The following is a 16,600-nucleotide window of genomic DNA, read 5'->3' on the forward strand; positions in this document are numbered from 1 at the left end:
TTCCATGGCCCGTGCCGCCCCAAGGATAACGTCCCGGCGCGATGCCGTTCTGCGCGAGATGGGCCTGGGTCCGATCTGGCGCCTGCGCACCGCCGTCGACGAAGAATCGCCCGCTTTGCCGGACGATCCGGCCGCGATCCAAGCCGAGTCCGCCGCGCCGATGGCGCCGGACATTGCACCGCGCGCCCCTTCGGTCGCAGCCGTACCGGTCGCAGCAAAGACCGTGGCCGAGCCCGTTGCGCCGCCGCGCCGTGCCGTTCAACCGCCTGCGACAGCTTCGCGGAGCCGTTCATTCGCTGAGGACAGCCCGCGGCCGGCGCAACCCGCCAGCGTCGTGGCGATGCCTGATCCTGCCCGTTCGGCACGAATCGCGACGCTCGACTGGACCTCCCTCGAGGCCGACGTGCGGGCGTGTAACGCTTGCGTGCTGTGCGAACGCCGCAAGCAGGCAGTCCCCGGGGTGGGCGACCGGCAGGCAAGCTGGATGTTCGTCGGCGAAGGCCCCGGCAGCGAGGAAGACCAGCGTGGCGAACCCTTCGTCGGCCAGGCCGGCAGGTTGCTCGACAACATGCTGGCGGCGATCGGCCTGCAGCGAGGCGAGAATGTCTATATCGCCAATGCGGTGAAGTGCCGCCCGCCGCACAACCGGACCCCGGCCGCAGCCGAGATCGGCGCGTGCCTGCCCTACCTGGAACGTCAGATCGCGCTCGTGCAGCCCAAGGTGCTGGTTGCGCTCGGGCGTCCCGCGGCACTCGCGTTGCTCGACAACGAGGTCAGCATCGGTGCCGCACGCGGACGAAGCCTCGACTACAGCGGCATACCGGTGGTCGTTACCTACCACCCGGCCTATCTGTTGCGCAATCCGCAGGACAAGGGCAAGGCGTGGGCAGACCTCTGCTTCGCCCGCCGGCTCATGGCGAGACAGACCGAGCACGCGGAGAAATCCTAGGCCGCGTGCGGCCCAGTTCAGTGAGCGCGGTCTTCCAGCAGGGAGACGTTGTCGAACTCGCGCTGGTTGGCCTCGTGGCGACGCTTGACCATCAGCATCGTGCCGGCGACGAAGAGTCCGAACAGCACGATCACCACGTCGATCGACAGACCGAACATGATCAGCAAGGCGTAGGTGCCGGTCATCACGAGGATCGACAGGTTTTCGTTGAAGTTCTGCACCGCGATCGAGTGACCCGCGCCCATCAGGATGTGCCCGCGGTGCTGGAGCAGGGCGTTCATCGGCACCACGAAGAAGCCCGCCAGCGCGCCAACCACGACCATCAGCGCCATGGCGACGGTCGTATTGGTGACGAAGATCATCGAGATCACGCCGACCCCCATCGCGATGCCGAGCGGAATCACGCGCACGGCCTTGCGCAGCGTCACATAGCGCGCAGCCAGGATCGACCCGGCCGCAACACCGACCGCGACGACGCCCTGCATCATCGACGCCTGGGACAGGCTCATGCCCAGATTGTGCTCGGCCCACTTAATCACGATGAACTGCAGGGTGGCCCCGGCGCCCCAGAACAGCGTGGTGACTGCAAGCGAGATCTGGCCGAGCTTGTCGCGCCACAGCAGGCGCAGACAGTGGTTGAAGTCGTGCAGGAGGTACAGCGGATTGTTCTTCAGCGGCTTGTGGTCGACGCCGGTGTCCGGAATGTAGAAATTGAAGGCGGCGGCGATCAGGTAGAGCGAACCGATGACCAGCACGCCCGCCTCGAACGGCGTTTCCACGAACGGGAGACCGAGGCCCATCAGGAAGCCCGCGACGTCACCGCGGATCATGAAGCCCCCCATCACCGTGCCGATGATGATCGCTCCGACCGTCAGGCCCTCGATCCAGCCATTGGCGACGACGAGCAGGCGGTGTGGCAGGTACTCGGTGAGGATGCCGTACTTGGCGGGCGAGTAGGCCGCGGCGCCCAGGCCGATGACGGCGTACGCGAACAGCGGGTGGGCGCCGAGGAACAGCATCAGGCAACCGCCAATCTTGATCGTGTTGCTGATCAGCATCACGCGCCATTTCGGCATCGAGTCCGCGAACGCGCCGACAAAGGCGGCCAGCGCCACGTAGGAAACGGTGAAGAACAGCTTGAGCAGCGGCTCGTATTCCGACGGAGCTGCCATGTCCCGCAACAAGGCAATGGCAACGATGAGCAAGGCGTTGTCCGCAAGCGCAGAAAAGAACTGCGCCGCCATGATGATGTAGAAGCCGAACGGCATCGTGTGGACCGGGCAACAATTTGTCGGGAGCGCGGTTTATAACATGAAGTATTGACGCGTGCGCTGACACGAATCACGCAGCACGGAGACCGTGTTTTCCGGGGTGTGCAAGGGCGCCCTGGTTTATGATCTAATTCACACAATAAATCATACTTATCTACACCATGGCTGATCGCAGACTTCAGGTTTTCCATGCCGTGGCCAAGCACGGCTCCTTCACACGTGCGGCCGAGCACCTCTACATGACGCAGCCGGCCGTCACCTTCCAGATCAAGCAGCTGGAGGAACACTTCGACACGCGCCTGCTGGATCGCGGCCACGGCAAGATCACGCTGACCCCCGCGGGTGAGCTGGTGCTTGCCTACGCCGAGCGCATCCTCGGCCTGTCGGCGGAGCTCGATTCGCGCGTCGCCGAGATGACTGACGAGCTCGCCGGCCAGATCAAGATCGGAACCAGCACCACGATTGCCGCCTACTGGCTGCCGGCGGTCCTCGAAGGCTTCAAGCGCAAGTACCCGCGCGTGCTGCCGCGCGTCGTGGTGGGCAATTCGAAGCTCACCGAGGACAGCGTCTCGGCGCGCGACCTCGACATCGGGCTCATCGAGATCGTCACCGAGCAGCACACCATCGAGCGCCGTAGCGCCGCGCGCGACGAACTGATGGTCATCTGCAGGCCCGATCATCCGCTGGCGAAGCACGACAAGCTGACCGCGAAGGACCTGGTCGGTCACCCCTTCATCGACCGCGACCCGGGCAACGGCATCCGCCAGATCGCAGACGAGTTCTTCGAAGCCGCAGGCATCGCCGGCAGCGAGATCACCCTGTGCGCCGAAGTCGGCAGCCTGGCCACGATCAAGCAACTCGCCGCGGGCGGCCTGGGCTTTGCCATCGCCTCCGAGCGTGCGATACGCCGCGATGTGGCCGAGGGCCGTCTCGCCGCGATCCGTCTCGAACCGCGCATCTACACGCCGCTCGAAGTGATCGTGCCGCGCGACAAGTTCCGTTCGCGCCTGATCACGGCCTTTGCCGACTATGTCTGCGAAGAGTTCGCACGCATGGCGCAGGACAAGGACACCGTGAGCTGATGGCGAAGGCGAAGTCGGCCTTCGTCTGCAGCGAATGCGGCGCGCAGGTGCCGCGCTGGCAGGGGCAGTGTCCCCAATGCCAGGCCTGGAACACCCTTAGCGAAACGATCGTCGAGAGCGGCCCCTCCGCGGGGAGCCGCTTTGCCGCGCTGGCCGGACAGACCAGCCGGCTGCAGCCGCTGTCCTCGCTGCAGCCACGCGAGGAACCGCGCCAGCCCACCGGTCTGGACGAGTTCGACCGCGTGCTCGGCGGCGGCCTCGTCGCCGGCGGCGTCGTCCTGATCGGCGGCGACCCGGGCATCGGCAAGTCGACCCTGCTGCTGCAGGCATTGTCGAACCTGTCGGCCGCACACAAAGTGGTCTACGTCAGCGGCGAAGAGTCGGGCGAACAGGTGGCGCTGCGCGCGCATCGTCTGCAACTTCCGCCGTCCGAGCTGCAGATGCTCGCCGAGATCAACCTCGAACGCATCCTGCACACGCTGCGCGACTCAAGGCCGCGCGTCGCGGTCATCGATTCGATCCAGACGGTGTATTCCGAAGCCCTGCAGTCGGCCCCGGGTTCGGTCGCCCAGGTGCGCGAATGTGCAGCGCAACTCACGCGCTTTGCCAAGCAGAGCGGCACCAGCCTGATCCTGGTCGGCCACGTCACCAAGGACGGCACGCTGGCCGGCCCGCGCGTGCTCGAACACATCGTCGATACCGTGCTGTATTTCGAGGGTGACACCCACTCGAGCTTCCGCCTGATTCGCGCGTTCAAGAACCGCTTCGGCGCGGTCAACGAACTGGGCGTGTTCGCGATGACCGAGCGCGGCCTGCGGGGTGTCTCCAATCCGTCGGCCATCTTCCTGTCGCAGCATTCGCAGCAGGTCGCGGGCAGCTGCGTGCTGATCACCCAGGAGGGCACGCGTCCGCTGCTGGTGGAGGTGCAGGCGCTGGTCGATGCCTCGCAGAGCCCCAATCCGCGGCGGCTGTCGGTCGGCCTGGAGCCGACACGGCTGGCCATGCTGCTCGCGGTCATGCACCGCCATGCAGGGGTGGTGTGCTTCGACCAGGACGTGTTCGTGAATGCGGTCGGCGGAGTCAAGATCACCGAACCGGCGGCCGACCTGGCCATCCTGTTCGCGATCGTTTCTTCGCTGCGCGACCGACCGCTGCGGCGCGGCCTCGCGGTGTTTGGCGAGGTCGGCCTGGCGGGCGAGATCCGGCCCGCACCGCGCGGTCAGGAACGCCTGAGGGAAGCAGCGAAACTCGGCTTCGACATCGCGATCGTGCCCAAGGCCAATGCGCCCAAGCAGGCGATCGACGGTCTCAAGGTCATCGCCGTCGACCGCGTCGAGGAAGCACTGGAGAAGATGCGCGAGCTGGAATAGGGCGCACCCTGCGCCCCTGTTCCATCGCCATCAGAACGTGTAGGTCGCGCGTACGCCGCCGTAGAGGCTGCGCTCCGCACCCGGCTCGTAGTAGCGACCCTGTGCGTCGCCGACGATCACCGAACCGATGTGCTCGCGGTCGAACACGTTGTCGACGCGCAGCAACTGGGCGAACGCCCACGGGCCGGACTTCTGCTCGGCCGACAACCTCAGGTTCACCAGGGTGTAGGCCGGTGCGGGCTTGGCGTCATTCAGGTCGTTGACCTCGACCTTGCTGCGGTAGATCGCCTCTGCGGCGGCAGTCAGTCCGCTGCGCACGGTCCATGCGAGCTCGCCGAAGACGCTCACTTCCGGAATGCCCGGGATGCGATTGCCCGACGGCACCGTGGTGCCGCGGCTCACGAAGGCGTCGTCGTAGCGTGCATCCAGCCAGGTGATCGCCCCCCGTGCATGCAGTCCGGGCTGCAGTTCGGACTCCATCGAGAGCTCGACCCCCTTGCGCTTGGTCCGGCCCGCATTGGTGTAGCTGGTGCGTCCGCCCGAGGATTCCGCCACGACGATCTCGTCATCGGTGCCGATCTGGAACAGGGCGAGGTTCATGCGGGTGGCGTCGCCGAGGATCGCCTTGATGCCGATTTCCGCCTGCTTGCTGGTCGAAGGCTGGAGGTCGAAGTTGAAGCCGGTGCTCGGCGAGGCATAGGAGAGCTCGTTCAGGGTCGGCGTCTCGAAACCCTCGCCGTAGCTCGCATACACGTTTACCGCCGGGCTCAGCGCGTAGGCGACCCCCAGGGCGGGCGTCGTCTCGCGGTAGGACACCGAGCCGCTGTCGTTCCCGTTGCCGGGGACGATATAGCGGTCCTCCACCTTGAACCGGACCCTGGAGTGACGCACCCCCGCGGTCCACAGCCACGCGTCCTGCTTCCATTGCGCCTGCAGGTAGGGATCGGTGCTCGTCACCGTATCCGTCTCGTTGCGCCTGAGGGCGCCCTTGATGCCGAGTGTCGGACCGACGAAGTTCTGGTAGCCGCGGCGCGCATCCTCGGCCTCGTCGTAGTCGATGCCCGCCGTCACGGTCAGCCGTCCCGCACCGAGTTCGCGCTCCGCGATCCAGCGCGCGCCGCCGCCGAAGAAGTCGCGGTCGAAGTCGACGACGCCTCCGGCGTGCCGTGGCGCGGCCTGCGGCCCAGTGGGAATGGACTGGTACTGCGTCACGCTGCGCGTGCCCGAGTATGCGCTCAACTGCAGCCGATCCTGACCGAAGCGCCGCTCGTAGGTCACGCCGCCCTGCAGGTGATCGATGCTCTTGCGCGTGTTGAAGTCGCGTGCAACCTGTTCGACGGCGCGCGGGTCGCGCTTGTAGGTCTCCCAGGTCACCCCCAGCGGGTCTTCCGTGTCCTTCTGCCGCAGTCCGCTGCCCACCAGGGTCAGCTTGCTGTCCTCGTCAGGCTTCAGGGTGATCTTGGCAAAGGCCTGGTCGCGGCGCGCTTCGCTGTGGTCGCGGTAGCCATCGGTATCGAGACGCGAGGCATCGAGCACGAAGCCGACGCCGTTCTTCTCGCCTTCAGCCCCGAGACCGAAACGCTTCGTGCCCCAGGAGCCCACGGTCAGGCCGCCGGTGATCCTGGGCGGGCCTTCACCATCGCGCGAGAACAGCTGGATGACGCCCCCCGCATGATTGCCATACACGGTTGAAAAAGGTCCGCGCAGGACCTCGATGCGTTCGGCGGTGTCGAGGTTGAAGGTGGCTGCCTGCCCCTGACCATCCGGGTTCGACGCGGGAATACCGTCGGCGATGAGCTTCACGCCGCGCACGCCGAATGCCGCGCGCGCACCAAATCCGCGTACCGAGATCTGCAGATCCTGCGCGTAGTTCTGGCGGTTCTGGATCACCAGACCCGGCACGCCGTTCAGCGCCTCCGACGCATTCACCCGCAGGTTTCCTTCCTGCGTGCCACGCATGTCGACCACGTCGACCGAGTAGGGCAGGTCGAAGCTCTCGGCCTCGACCCGGCTGCCCGTGACGACCACCGGCTTGAGCGTCACTGCCGTCGCGTCCTGTGCCAGGGCCGGGGCGATGCACATCAGACCAGAGGGCAGGAGGGCGGCGGCGACAAGACTGGACAGCGGTTTCAATGCGGGCGCACGGTACATGGCGGGATCTCCCTGAATGGATGGTTTTTTCCAATTCTCGACCGGCACGGCCCAGGCGTGCCTCCTTTGCATCGGGAATCGGTGCTAGCGATTTTCATGAAGGGCGATGCTGCGGAAGTCGCCATGAAGGTGAAATCCGTGCAGGGCGTCGATGATTGCACGGCTCATCGGTGCATCGAAGGGGCTGTGGCCTGCGCCGTCCACGAAAAGCAGCCGGCTGCCACCCGCCACCTCGTGCAGGCGCCACGCGTTGACCGGCCGGCACACGAGGTCGAGGCGGCCATGCAGGATGCAGACGGGCATCGCCCCAAGCTGGCCGGCCATTCCGAGCACGGCTTCTTCACCCAGGAAGCAGGCATGGGCGAGGTAATGCGCCTGCACGCGGTACTTGTCGATGGCGGCGAGCATGGCCTCGGCGTCCATCGCAGGCACTGGCAGCGGCGCTAGGCCAGGCGCGCTCAGCGCCCCCTCCCAGGCCATCCAGTGCCGCACCGCGCGTGCCGCGACGGCGGCATCCGCGGCGTGGACGGCGCTCAATACCTGCGCGGCGAGCCGTTCGGGCTCGACCCCATAGACCCCTTCGACGCCTGCCGCCAGCGTGGCCCAGGCTTCGGGCGCCAGCGCACCGGCGCCGCGGAAGAACCAGTCGATGTCCTCACGCCCCGTCAGGAAGATGCCACGCAGCAGGGCACCCAGGCAGCGCTCGGGGTGCGCGGCACAGTAGGCGACGCCAAGGCTGCTTCCCCAGGATCCGCCCATCACCAGCCAGCGGTCGATGCCAAGGTGGGCGCGCAAGGACTCGATGTCGGCAAGCAGATGTTGCGTCGTATTTGCCACAAGCGCGCCCCGTGGCTGGCTTCGTCCGCAGCCGCGCTGGTCGAACAGCACGGCACGGAAGCGGTCGGGGTCGAGAAGCCGCCGGTGCTGCGGGCTGCAGCCGCTGCCCGGGCCGCCATGCATGAACACCACAGGCAGGCCGTCGGGGTTTCCGCAATGCTCGTAATAAAGACGATGCCCGTCGCCCACCTCGAGCATGCCCGTGTCGAAGGGCTCGAGCGGAGGAAACAGAACAGCCTCCGTCTCTACACCGGCAACGCCAGCCCCTGAAACGGGGGCGGAGGCGGAGGCACAAGTAGAAGCAGAAGCGCTTCCTGCGCGAATATCAGCCCTTGGGGCACCAGAACGCTTGCTCATGTCTCGATCTTAGGCGCTCGGCACGTGTCGCAGGGCATCGAGCGCGCATCTCATGAAAATCATGAGGCCAGGTTCCACGTCCTCACGATGCCCGGCTATGAGAACTCGCCCATGATCCCTCGTGTGGCCTTGCCCAAAAGCGCCACGATGACCAACACCGACAGGAGACACATCATGAAATGGGAAACCCCGGCCGCCTGCGATTTTCGTTTCGGCTTTGAAATCACGATGTACATCGCCAACCGCTGATCGGCCGACTGGGCGGCTCCTCGGAGCCGCCCAGTCACGTTTACCGGAGGTCGCGTGAGGATTCACGTACTGGGTTCTGCCGCCGGCGGCGGCTTTCCGCAGTGGAACTGCAACTGCCCGAACTGCGACGGTGTCCGCAGGGGCCGCATCCGGGCTTCGGCGCGCACGCAATCGTCGATCGCCGCCAGCGGCGACGGTGAGAACTGGGTGCTGTTCAACGCCTCGCCCGACGTGTTGCAGCAGATCCGCAACTTCCCGGCGCTGCAGCCGGCACGCGCGCTGCGCGATACGGCGATCGCCGCGATCGTGCTGATCGACGCGCAGATCGATCACACCACCGGCCTCTACATGCTGCGCGAGCATCGCACGCCCTGGCCGGTGTGGTGCACGCCCGGCGTGCGCGAAGACCTGTCCGTCGGCAACCCCATCTTCGGCGTGCTGGCGCACTACGCCGGCATCGACTGGCGCGCGCTCCCGCTCAACGACCGCTTCTCCATCGACGGTGCGCCGGGCCTCGCCTTCGAGGCCTTGTCGCTGACCAGCAATGCGCCGCCGTATTCGCCGCACCGCGACAAGCCACAGCCTGGCGACAACATCGGCGTCACGCTCTTCGACGCGGCGAGCGGAAAGCGGGTTTTCTACGCGCCGGGGCTGGGCGAAATGGAGCCCCATGTGTGGGCGGCCATGCAGCGGGCCGACTGCGTGCTCGTCGACGGCACCTTGTGGACCGACGACGAGATGATCCGCCTCGGCGCCTCGTCCAAGACATCGCGCGCCATGGGCCACCTGCCGCAATCCGGCCCGGGCGGCATGCTCGAATGGCTGGATCGCCTGCCGCGCGCAACGCGCAAGGTGCTGATCCACATCAACAACACCAACCCTATCCTCGACGAGGACAGCCCGCAGCGCGCCGAGCTGATCGCCCGCGGCATCGAGGTCGCTTTTGACGGCATGGAGATCGCCCTGTGAACGCCCGCATGCAGACCGCCGCACCGCCCGAAGCCGCTCACGCCGAACTTCTCGCCGCCCGAGGGGCCGGCGCCAGCGACCTGCCGCCCTGGAGTGCGGAGGAATTCGAAGCCCTGTTGCGCGAGAAGGGCACGAGCTACCACATCTACCATCCCTTCCACGTGATGATGGCCGAAGGCAAGCTCACCCGCTCGCAGTTGCAGGGATGGGTCGCGAACCGCTTCTACTACCAGATCGCCATCCCGGTGAAGGACGCCGCGATCCTGTCGAACTGCAGCGACCGCGAGATCCGCCGCGAGTGGATCCAGCGCATCCTCGACCACGACGGCTATGCTCAGTTGGGTGATGGCGGAGGCGGTCAAGACCCCGGCGGCATCGAAGCCTGGATCCGGCTGGGCGAGGCCGTGGGCCTTACCCGCGACGACGTCACCTCGCTGCGCTACGTGGCCCCCGCCGCGCGCTTCGCGGTCGACGCCTACATCAACTTCGCCCGCCAGCGCCCGTGGCAGGAAGCCGTCGCATCCAGCCTGACCGAACTCTTCGCGCCGCACATCCACCAGCAGCGCATCGACACCTGGCCGACGCAGTACCCGTGGGTCGACACCGCCGGCCTGCAGTACTTCCGGAACCGCCTCACCCAGGCAAGGCGTGACGTCGAGCACGGCCTGCGCTTCACCCTCGACTACTTCAGCCAGAGCCGTGCGCTGCAGCAACGCGCGCTCGACATCCTGCAGTTCAAGCTCGACGTGCTGTGGGCGCTGGCCGATGCGATCATGCTGAGCCAGTGCGAGGTGCACATCGCCGGGCCGCGCGAACTGAGGGCGAGGGCGCAATGAGCGAGAGCGCCGGCTTCAGTCTCAACGCCCACCCGCGCATCTCGCGCAGGTTCCGCCTGCAATGGGAGGATGCCCAGCAGGCCTGGGTGCTGCTCTACCCCGAAGGCATGGTCAAGCTCAACCAGAGCGCCGGCGAGATCCTGCAGCGTTGCGACGGCACCCGCAGCACGCTCGACATCGTCGCCGATCTCGAGCGCACGTTCGCCACCACCGGTCTGCTGGCCGACGTGCAGGCTTTCCTCGGCATGGCAAGGCAGCAGCACTGGATCGAGGCCTGACATGAACGCAGCGCACGCAACGCCCGTATCGTCCGCGACGCAACCGGGGCCGCCGTTGTGGCTGCTGGCCGAACTCACCTACCGCTGCCCGCTGCACTGCGTGTTCTGCTACAACCCGGTCGATTTCGCCCATACGCCGGATGAACTTTCCACCGCCGACTGGCTGCGCGTGCTGCGCGAGGCGAGGGCGGCCGGCAGCGTTCAGTGCGGTTTCTCCGGCGGCGAACCGCTGCTGCGCGAGGACCTCGAGGAGCTGGTGGCCGAGGCGCACAGGCTCGGCTTCTACACGAACCTGCTGACCTCGGGCGTCGGTCTTTCCGATGCGCGGGCGAGGGCGCTGAAGGATGCGGGGCTGGACCACATCCAGCTCTCCTTCCAGGACTCCACGAAGGAACTCAACGACTTCCTGTCGCATACCCGTACCTTCGAGCTCAAGCAGAAGGTCGCTGCCATCATCAAGGACCACGGCTGGCCGATGGTGATGAACTGCGTGATCCATCGCCTCAACATCGACTACATCGACCGCATCATCGACATGGCGGTGGAACTGGATGCCGAGTACCTGGAGCTCGCCAACAGCCAGTACTACTCCTGGGCGCTGCTCAACCGCGACCAGTTGCTGCCCTCGCGCGAGCAGATCGAGCGCGCCGAACGGGTCACCAACGAACGCCGCCAGCGCTACGGCGACCGCATCCGCATCTTCTTCGTCGTGCCCGATTACTACGAGACGCGACCCAAGAAGTGCATGAACGGCTGGGGCAACGTGTTCCTCACCGTCACGCCCGACGGCACCGCCTTGCCCTGCCACACGGCGCGCATGCTGCCCGGGCTGGCCTTCCCGAACGTGCGCGACATGGACGTACGCGGTATCTGGTACGACTCCGAGGGCTTCAACCGCTACCGTGGCGACGGCTGGATGAAAGAGCCCTGCCGCAGCTGCCCGGAAAAGGAGAAGGACCTGGGCGGATGCCGCTGCCAGGCCTTCATGCTCGCCGGCGATCCGGCCGCCGCCGATCCGGTGTGCGACAAATCCCCCTCGCACGACAAGGTGCTGGGAGCGGTCGACCGCGCCCAGCGCGGTGAGCCGCTGCTGCGCGAGAGGCCGCTGGTGTTCCGCGGGCCGGAGGAGTCGCGCCGGCGACCGAAGCTGCATGGCGAACCGATCGTGGTGGACCAGGACGCGGCACGGGCACGATGAGGGCGCGGCGTCAGCCACACTGTCGCGGGCATGCGACGGCTTTGCCCAGTGATCAGACTTCGATCAGCCCGCTCCGCACCGCGATCAGCGTCAGTTCGGCGGCGTTGCTGGCATTGAGCTTCTGCTTGATGTGATACAGGTGGGTGCCGACCGTGCTGGGGCACAGGTTGTGGCTGCTTGCCACTTCGGACACCGATCGGCCCTGGGCAAGCTGGATGAAGACCGCGAACTCCTTCTCGGTCAGCGCCTCGAGCGGATCGGCATTGCCGCCCAGTTGCGCCAGCGCCAGTTGCGGCGCGAGTTCGGGATCGAGATAGCGCCTGCCACGCGCCACCAGTCCGACCGCACGGATGAACTCCTGCGGCTCGGCCCGCTTTGACAGATAACCGGTGGCACCGGCCTTGAGCGCACGACTCGGGATCTGGGCGTCCTCGTGGGCTGACAGCATCAGCACCCGCGCCTCCGGGGCATGTGCCCGCAGGCGTTCCAGCGCGGTGATGCCGCCGATGCCCGGCATGGATACGTCCATCACCAGCGCATCGGGTCTCAGCGCCTGGTATTGCGCCACCGCGGTCTCGCCGCTATCGGCCTCGCCCACGACCTGAGCGCCCGCTCCCTCGAGCAGCAGGCGGAATCCCATGCGCACGACGGCGTGGTCATCGGCCAGCAGGATGCGCAGCGTGTCCAGCGTCGAACCCAACTCAAGTCTCCTGTGTGCGGTCCCGATGGGGCAGGCGGGCACACACGCTGAGCCCACCGCTCGGGGGCGATTCGAAATACAGCTCGCCATGCAGTTCGCTGACGCGCTCCCGCATTCCCAGCACGCCAAAACGGTCCGGCGCAGCCGCGCCCGAAAACCCGCGCCCGTTGTCGCGCACCCGCAGTTCGAGCATCGCACCGATGCGCTTCAGGCTCACCTCGACCTGTGTCGCCCCCGCGTGCCGGGCGACGTTGGTCAGGCTTTCCTGCAGCAGGCGCAGCACGGTCAGGGCCAGCTTCTCGGGGACGGGTGCGTTCAGGGTCGCAAGGTCCAGCACCACCTGAACGCCAGGGTGGTGATTGGACCACAGCGAACAGTAGTCGCGCACCGCGTCGGCGATGGCGACATCAGCCACCGCGCTGCCAGGTCGCAGGCGCTGCAGGATGGAGCGCACGCCATCCTGCATCTGCCCGGTCATCGCCAGGATGGCCTGGGCGCTGCCGTGGATGGGCGGCAGCTGCTCGCTGCGCTGCATGATGGCGCCGGCAATCGCGCGCACGGCGGTGATCGACTGGCCCAGCTCGTCGTGCAGCTCGCGCGCAATGACGCGGCGCTCCTCCTCGAGGCGCGCATGCAGTTCGCGGGAGAAGGCCTGGTCCTGTTCGAGGCGGGCATTCTGCGCGCGCGTGCTGTCGAGGCTGTCGGCGAGCCGGTTGTAGCTGCGCGCCAGCAGGTCGACCTCGGCGACCGGGTAGGCTGGCAACCGGGTCTGGAAGTCGCCTTCGGCACCGCGGACGAGCGCATCCCGAATCTGCGCAAGCGGGGCGAGCGCGCGATCCAGCGCCGCGCGGCTGACGACCCAGCCGAACACCAGCAGCGCGCAGGCCCAGCCGAATCCGGCCACGACGTTGTCCCATGCATCGAGCACTGCGCGCGACGCGTCGGGCACCATCCGGATCTGAAGTTCGCCGGCGGCGTAATCGCGGGTGGCCAGTTCAGGCGTCAGCAGCTCGGCGAACCAGGACGGCGCGAAGCGGCCCGCCTTGTAGGTCGGCGCGGGGGACACGTAGCGCAACTCGCCCTCCGGGCCGAAAACCTCCAACTGGTTCGCGCGAACACGGCCGACTGCGCTCAGGTGGGACATCAGCCGTGCCAGCCCCTCGTCGCCGTCACGCACCGTCTCGTCGACCAGCACGATCAGCCACTGCTCGGCGACGCGGGTTGCCGCCTGGATCTCTTCCTGGATCGCGTGCCGGGTCTCGCGCACCCAGGTGATGCTGCCGACCACGAGGACGAGGACGAGCAGGGCCGTCAGGACCAGGACGACCCGGCTGCGCAGTGAGATCCCTGCGGGCGAGGAGAGACGGAAGCGCACGTTCATGATCAGTCAGAAGCAGGGTTCATGCCGCCGCCTTCGGCCGCAGGCTGGCACGGGCAAAGAAGCGCCCGCCACCGCAGGTCCGCAGGACGAAGGGCTCGGACTGCGCGAGCGCGGCCTGCCCCACGAGCCCGGGCCAGGGCGCATCGAAACAGTCCGGACACCGCAGGCTGGCGCGCCGCTCGTCGATCTCGAGCAGGGTGCGTGCAACGCGGTTGCCAACCACCAGGCGGCTGTCGTGATCGAAGACCGCCAGCGCCTCGAGCGGGCTACCCAGCACCCCGGGGTGCGTATGGAAACGGAGCATCAGGAACCCGCGTTCGTCGCTCTCGATCAGCCTGTGCTCGATGATGCCGGCGGTCGTCTGCAGCAGGGCGCCGGCATGGCTCAGGTTGTCGAAGGGGGCGGCCGACAGGTCGAGGATGCCGAGCACCCCGCCCAACGGTGCGAGGATGGGCGCCGTGATGCCCATGACGATCCGGTTGCCCGCAAAGACGGCAAAGGTGCCCGACTCCGCATCGTCCGCATCCACGCCGGGGCGCCCCCCGAAGCCGTCGGTCACGCCGGCCGACGGCTCCCGGCTGAAGGGCGGCTCCGGGTGCTGGGGGCCGACCACGCCGAGGACGAAGCCCTGCCGGTCTGCAAGGAGCACCGTGAGGGAAGGGCTGGCCAGTTGCTGATGCAGGCTTTCCATGGCCGGCATCGAGAACGCAAGCAGGCGCTCATGCTCGGCATCGAGCACGTCGCCGGCAGCGAGAGGCGCCGGGAAACCCGATTCTGCGACGTGCTCGGTTTGATCTGCTCGGCTCATGTTGCGGGTCGTCCTGTGACCGGGATCGCGACCCAAGCTCTGCTGGAGCTGCCTGTTGCGGTCGCAGCGACGACGATGCAGATTTCGTGCCGCAGCGATCGGTCATCGCACATGCGTCGGCGGAGCATGGAGCAGCCGGTTGGCTGTTTCAGGATTGAACACCTGCTCCCAATCGAAGCAGGCATGGCTTCGCAACAGCCCGGCCAGACGACAAGAACCCGCGCTGATCTGCCTGAAAACACGGCCCGGCGCGCCTTTCGGCACGTTTACTGCTATGTGCAGCCAGGGGCCGGCGCCGTATCCAGTGCGCCCGAGCCGAGGACACGAATCCGGGAGGGGGCATGCGCACGATGTTTCGGGTCTGGCTGGCCATGCTGGCGACGGTCTGCGCGTTCAGCGCGACGTCATCGCGCGCCGCGGAACTGCCGACGATCCGCGTCGGCGTGCTGCAGTTCGGCACGGTCAGCTGGGAACTCGAGGCCATGCAGCGTGCGGGGCTCGACACCCGGACCGGCATCCGCCTGCAGGTCGTGCCGCTGGCGCTGAAGGACGCGGCCAACGTCGCCATGCTCGGCAGCGCGGTCGATGTCATCGTGAACGACTGGATCTGGGTCGCACGCCAGCGTGCGGAAGGGCGCGATTTCACCTTCGTGCCGTACTCGCTCGCAGTGGGCGGCATCATGGTGAGGCCCGACGCCGGCATCACCGGCTTTGCCGATCTGCGCGGCAAACGCCTCGGCATCGCGGGCGGCCCGCTCGACAAGAGCTGGCTGCTGCTGCGCGCCTACGCACGGCGCACGGTGGGCGAGGATGCGGCCACGTGGCTCAAGCCCGACTTCGTCGCGCCGCCGCTGCTCAACGAACTGATGTTCAAGGGCGAACTGCCCGCCGGTCTCAACTTCTGGCACTACGCCGCCCGGCTGCAGGCCGCGGGCATGGTGCCGCTGCTCAGCATGGAAGAGATCCTCGCGACGCTCGACGTCAAGGCCGAGTTGCCGCTGGTGGGCTGGGTGTTCCGCGAGCAATGGGCGGCCAGCAATCCGGCCCTGATCCGTGGTTTCCTGCAGGCGTCGGCGGAGACGAAACGCCTGCTGCGCGAATCCGACGAGGCCTGGCTGGCGCTGCGTCCGTCGATGAAGGTCGACGACGACGCCACCTTCGTCGCACTGCGCGAGGGCTACCGGGCCGGCATTCCCGCCGCCACGATGGGCGAAGCCGAGGCGGTGGCAAGCAAGGTGTTCGACATCCTCGCCGCGGAAGGCGGCGCCGCCCTGGTGGGCAATGCGCGCACCTTGGCGACGGGCACATTCTGGACGGAGCGCGCGGATCGGTGACGGTCAAGGCACAGTACGGACCGCGCATGTCAGCCCATCCGCACAAGAGGGCCAGCGCACAGGAAAGCGCCAGCGCATCCCCGCCTGCCCGCAGGGATGCGCTGACCCGATTTGCGTCGCTGCTGGTCTTCGTGCTCGTATGGCATGTGGCTGCGCTCGCCGCCGACACCTCGACGCTGCCGCCACCGCTCACGGTGTTCGAGCGCATCGTGGCCGAGACCGTCTCGCTCGCGCTGCCGCAGCACCTCGTCACCACGCTGTCGCGCGTCGTCATCAGCTTCGGCGCGGCCATGCTGATCGGCACTGCCATCGGCATTGCCATGGGCCACTGGCGCAGGCTCGACCTGTTCCTCGACGGCTGGCTCGTGCTCGGGCTCAACATCCCGGCGCTGGTGACCATCATCCTGTGCTACGTGTGGTTCGGCCTCAACGACACCGCCGCCATCGTCGCCGTCGCCATCAACAAGATCCCGACGGTCGTGGTCACGGTGCGCGAGGGTGCGCGCGCGGTCGATCCGCGCCTGATGCAGGTGGCGCGCGCCTACCGCCTGTCACGCTGGCGAACCTTCACGAAGGTCTATCTGCCGCAGCTGCAGCCCTACCTGATGGCGGCCGCGCGTTCGGGCCTGTCGCTGATCTGGAAGATCGTGCTGGTGGTCGAGTTGCTCGGCCGCAGCAACGGCATCGGCTTCCAGCTCAACGTGTTCTTCCAGTTCTTCGACATCACCGGCATCCTCGCCTACACCCTGGTGTTCGCGGCCATCGTGCTGCTGGTCGAGGCGCTGGTGCTGCGCCCGCTGGAACGGCGTGTGACGCGGTGGAGGGGCTGA

General features: G+C 67.2%; 16 protein-coding genes. 10 read left to right on the plus strand and 6 right to left on the minus strand.

Features of this window, described 5'->3' with window-relative positions; all coding sequences use genetic code 11:
* Positions 1-4 precede the first annotated feature (4 nt).
* Positions 5-949, plus strand: a complete 945-nt coding sequence (locus tag AC731_RS04665) for a uracil-DNA glycosylase (RefSeq protein WP_038010489.1) — start codon at positions 5-7, stop codon at positions 947-949.
* A 17-nt stretch (positions 950-966) separates the two neighbouring features.
* Here the strand turns inward: AC731_RS04665 and lplT are convergent, their stop codons facing one another.
* Positions 967-2,217 (minus strand): lysophospholipid transporter LplT, encoded by a 1,251-nt coding sequence (lplT, locus tag AC731_RS04670; RefSeq protein WP_048709598.1) that lies wholly within the window; start codon positions 2,215-2,217, stop codon positions 967-969.
* Between the two features lie 164 nt (positions 2,218-2,381).
* On the opposite strand from lplT, the gene AC731_RS04675 reads away from it, so the two are divergent.
* Complete coding sequence (locus AC731_RS04675; protein WP_082794249.1) at positions 2,382-3,302, plus strand: LysR family transcriptional regulator; 921 nt, start codon at positions 2,382-2,384, stop codon at positions 3,300-3,302.
* Entirely contained in the window at positions 3,302-4,672 is a 1,371-nt protein-coding gene (gene radA / locus AC731_RS04680) for a DNA repair protein RadA (protein WP_048709601.1), read from the plus strand. The genes AC731_RS04675 and radA overlap by 1 nt, the downstream gene beginning before the upstream one ends.
* Before the next feature lie 30 nt (positions 4,673-4,702).
* On the opposite strand, the gene AC731_RS04685 is transcribed toward radA, so the two are convergent.
* Entirely contained in the window at positions 4,703-6,823 is a 2,121-nt protein-coding gene (locus AC731_RS04685) for a TonB-dependent receptor family protein (RefSeq protein WP_048709603.1), read from the minus strand.
* An 84-nt stretch (positions 6,824-6,907) separates the two neighbouring features.
* Positions 6,908-7,858, minus strand: a complete 951-nt coding sequence (pip, locus tag AC731_RS04690; protein WP_048709606.1) for a prolyl aminopeptidase — start codon at positions 7,856-7,858, stop codon at positions 6,908-6,910.
* Positions 7,859-8,191: 333 nt separating this feature from the next.
* Between pip and pqqA the strand changes: the two genes are divergently transcribed.
* The 5 genes from pqqA to pqqE are packed head-to-tail and all read left to right on the plus strand — an operon-like array spanning position 8,192 to position 11,547.
* Positions 8,192-8,266 (plus strand): pyrroloquinoline quinone precursor peptide PqqA, encoded by a 75-nt coding sequence (gene pqqA, locus AC731_RS20340; RefSeq protein WP_106408400.1) that lies wholly within the window; start codon positions 8,192-8,194, stop codon positions 8,264-8,266.
* Between the two features lie 54 nt (positions 8,267-8,320).
* Complete coding sequence (pqqB, locus tag AC731_RS04700) at positions 8,321-9,235, plus strand: pyrroloquinoline quinone biosynthesis protein PqqB (RefSeq protein WP_004251369.1); 915 nt, start codon at positions 8,321-8,323, stop codon at positions 9,233-9,235.
* Entirely contained in the window at positions 9,232-10,071 is an 840-nt protein-coding gene (gene pqqC / locus AC731_RS04705) for a pyrroloquinoline-quinone synthase PqqC (protein WP_004251368.1), read from the plus strand. Before pqqB ends, pqqC begins: the two co-directional genes overlap by 4 nt.
* On the plus strand, positions 10,068-10,349 hold the full coding sequence (gene pqqD, locus AC731_RS04710) for a pyrroloquinoline quinone biosynthesis peptide chaperone PqqD (protein ID WP_004251358.1): 282 nt from the start codon (positions 10,068-10,070) through the stop codon (positions 10,347-10,349). The genes pqqC and pqqD overlap by 4 nt, the downstream gene beginning before the upstream one ends.
* 1 nt (position 10,350) lies before the next feature.
* Positions 10,351-11,547, plus strand: a complete 1,197-nt coding sequence (pqqE, locus tag AC731_RS04715) for a pyrroloquinoline quinone biosynthesis protein PqqE (protein WP_048709608.1) — start codon at positions 10,351-10,353, stop codon at positions 11,545-11,547.
* A 52-nt stretch (positions 11,548-11,599) separates the two neighbouring features.
* Here the strand turns inward: pqqE and AC731_RS04720 are convergent, their stop codons facing one another.
* The 3 genes from AC731_RS04720 to AC731_RS04730 form a co-directional block, all read right to left on the minus strand.
* The gene (locus tag AC731_RS04720; RefSeq protein WP_418081719.1) at positions 11,600-12,187 is read right to left on the minus strand and encodes a response regulator; all 588 of its coding nucleotides are present in this window, start codon (positions 12,185-12,187) and stop codon (positions 11,600-11,602) included.
* Positions 12,188-12,248: 61 nt separating this feature from the next.
* Positions 12,249-13,628: a sensor histidine kinase gene (locus AC731_RS04725; protein WP_048709612.1), complete on the minus strand. Its 1,380-nt coding sequence runs from the start codon at positions 13,626-13,628 to the stop codon at positions 12,249-12,251.
* 19 nt (positions 13,629-13,647) lie between these two features.
* Positions 13,648-14,436, minus strand: a complete 789-nt coding sequence (locus AC731_RS04730; RefSeq protein ID WP_048709614.1) for a sigma-54-dependent transcriptional regulator family protein — start codon at positions 14,434-14,436, stop codon at positions 13,648-13,650.
* 341 nt (positions 14,437-14,777) lie between these two features.
* On the opposite strand from AC731_RS04730, the gene AC731_RS04735 reads away from it, so the two are divergent.
* Both AC731_RS04735 and AC731_RS04740 read left to right on the plus strand, forming a co-directional pair.
* Positions 14,778-15,770 (plus strand): ABC transporter substrate-binding protein, encoded by a 993-nt coding sequence (locus tag AC731_RS04735; protein ID WP_053085864.1) that lies wholly within the window; start codon positions 14,778-14,780, stop codon positions 15,768-15,770.
* A gap of 26 nt (positions 15,771-15,796) precedes the next feature.
* On the plus strand, positions 15,797-16,600 hold the full coding sequence (locus AC731_RS04740) for an ABC transporter permease (protein ID WP_048710639.1): 804 nt from the start codon (positions 15,797-15,799) through the stop codon (positions 16,598-16,600).

The sequence above is a fragment of the Thauera humireducens genome (assembly GCF_001051995.2).
In the GTDB taxonomy this organism is placed as follows: Bacteria; Pseudomonadota; Gammaproteobacteria; order Burkholderiales; family Rhodocyclaceae; genus Thauera; species Thauera humireducens.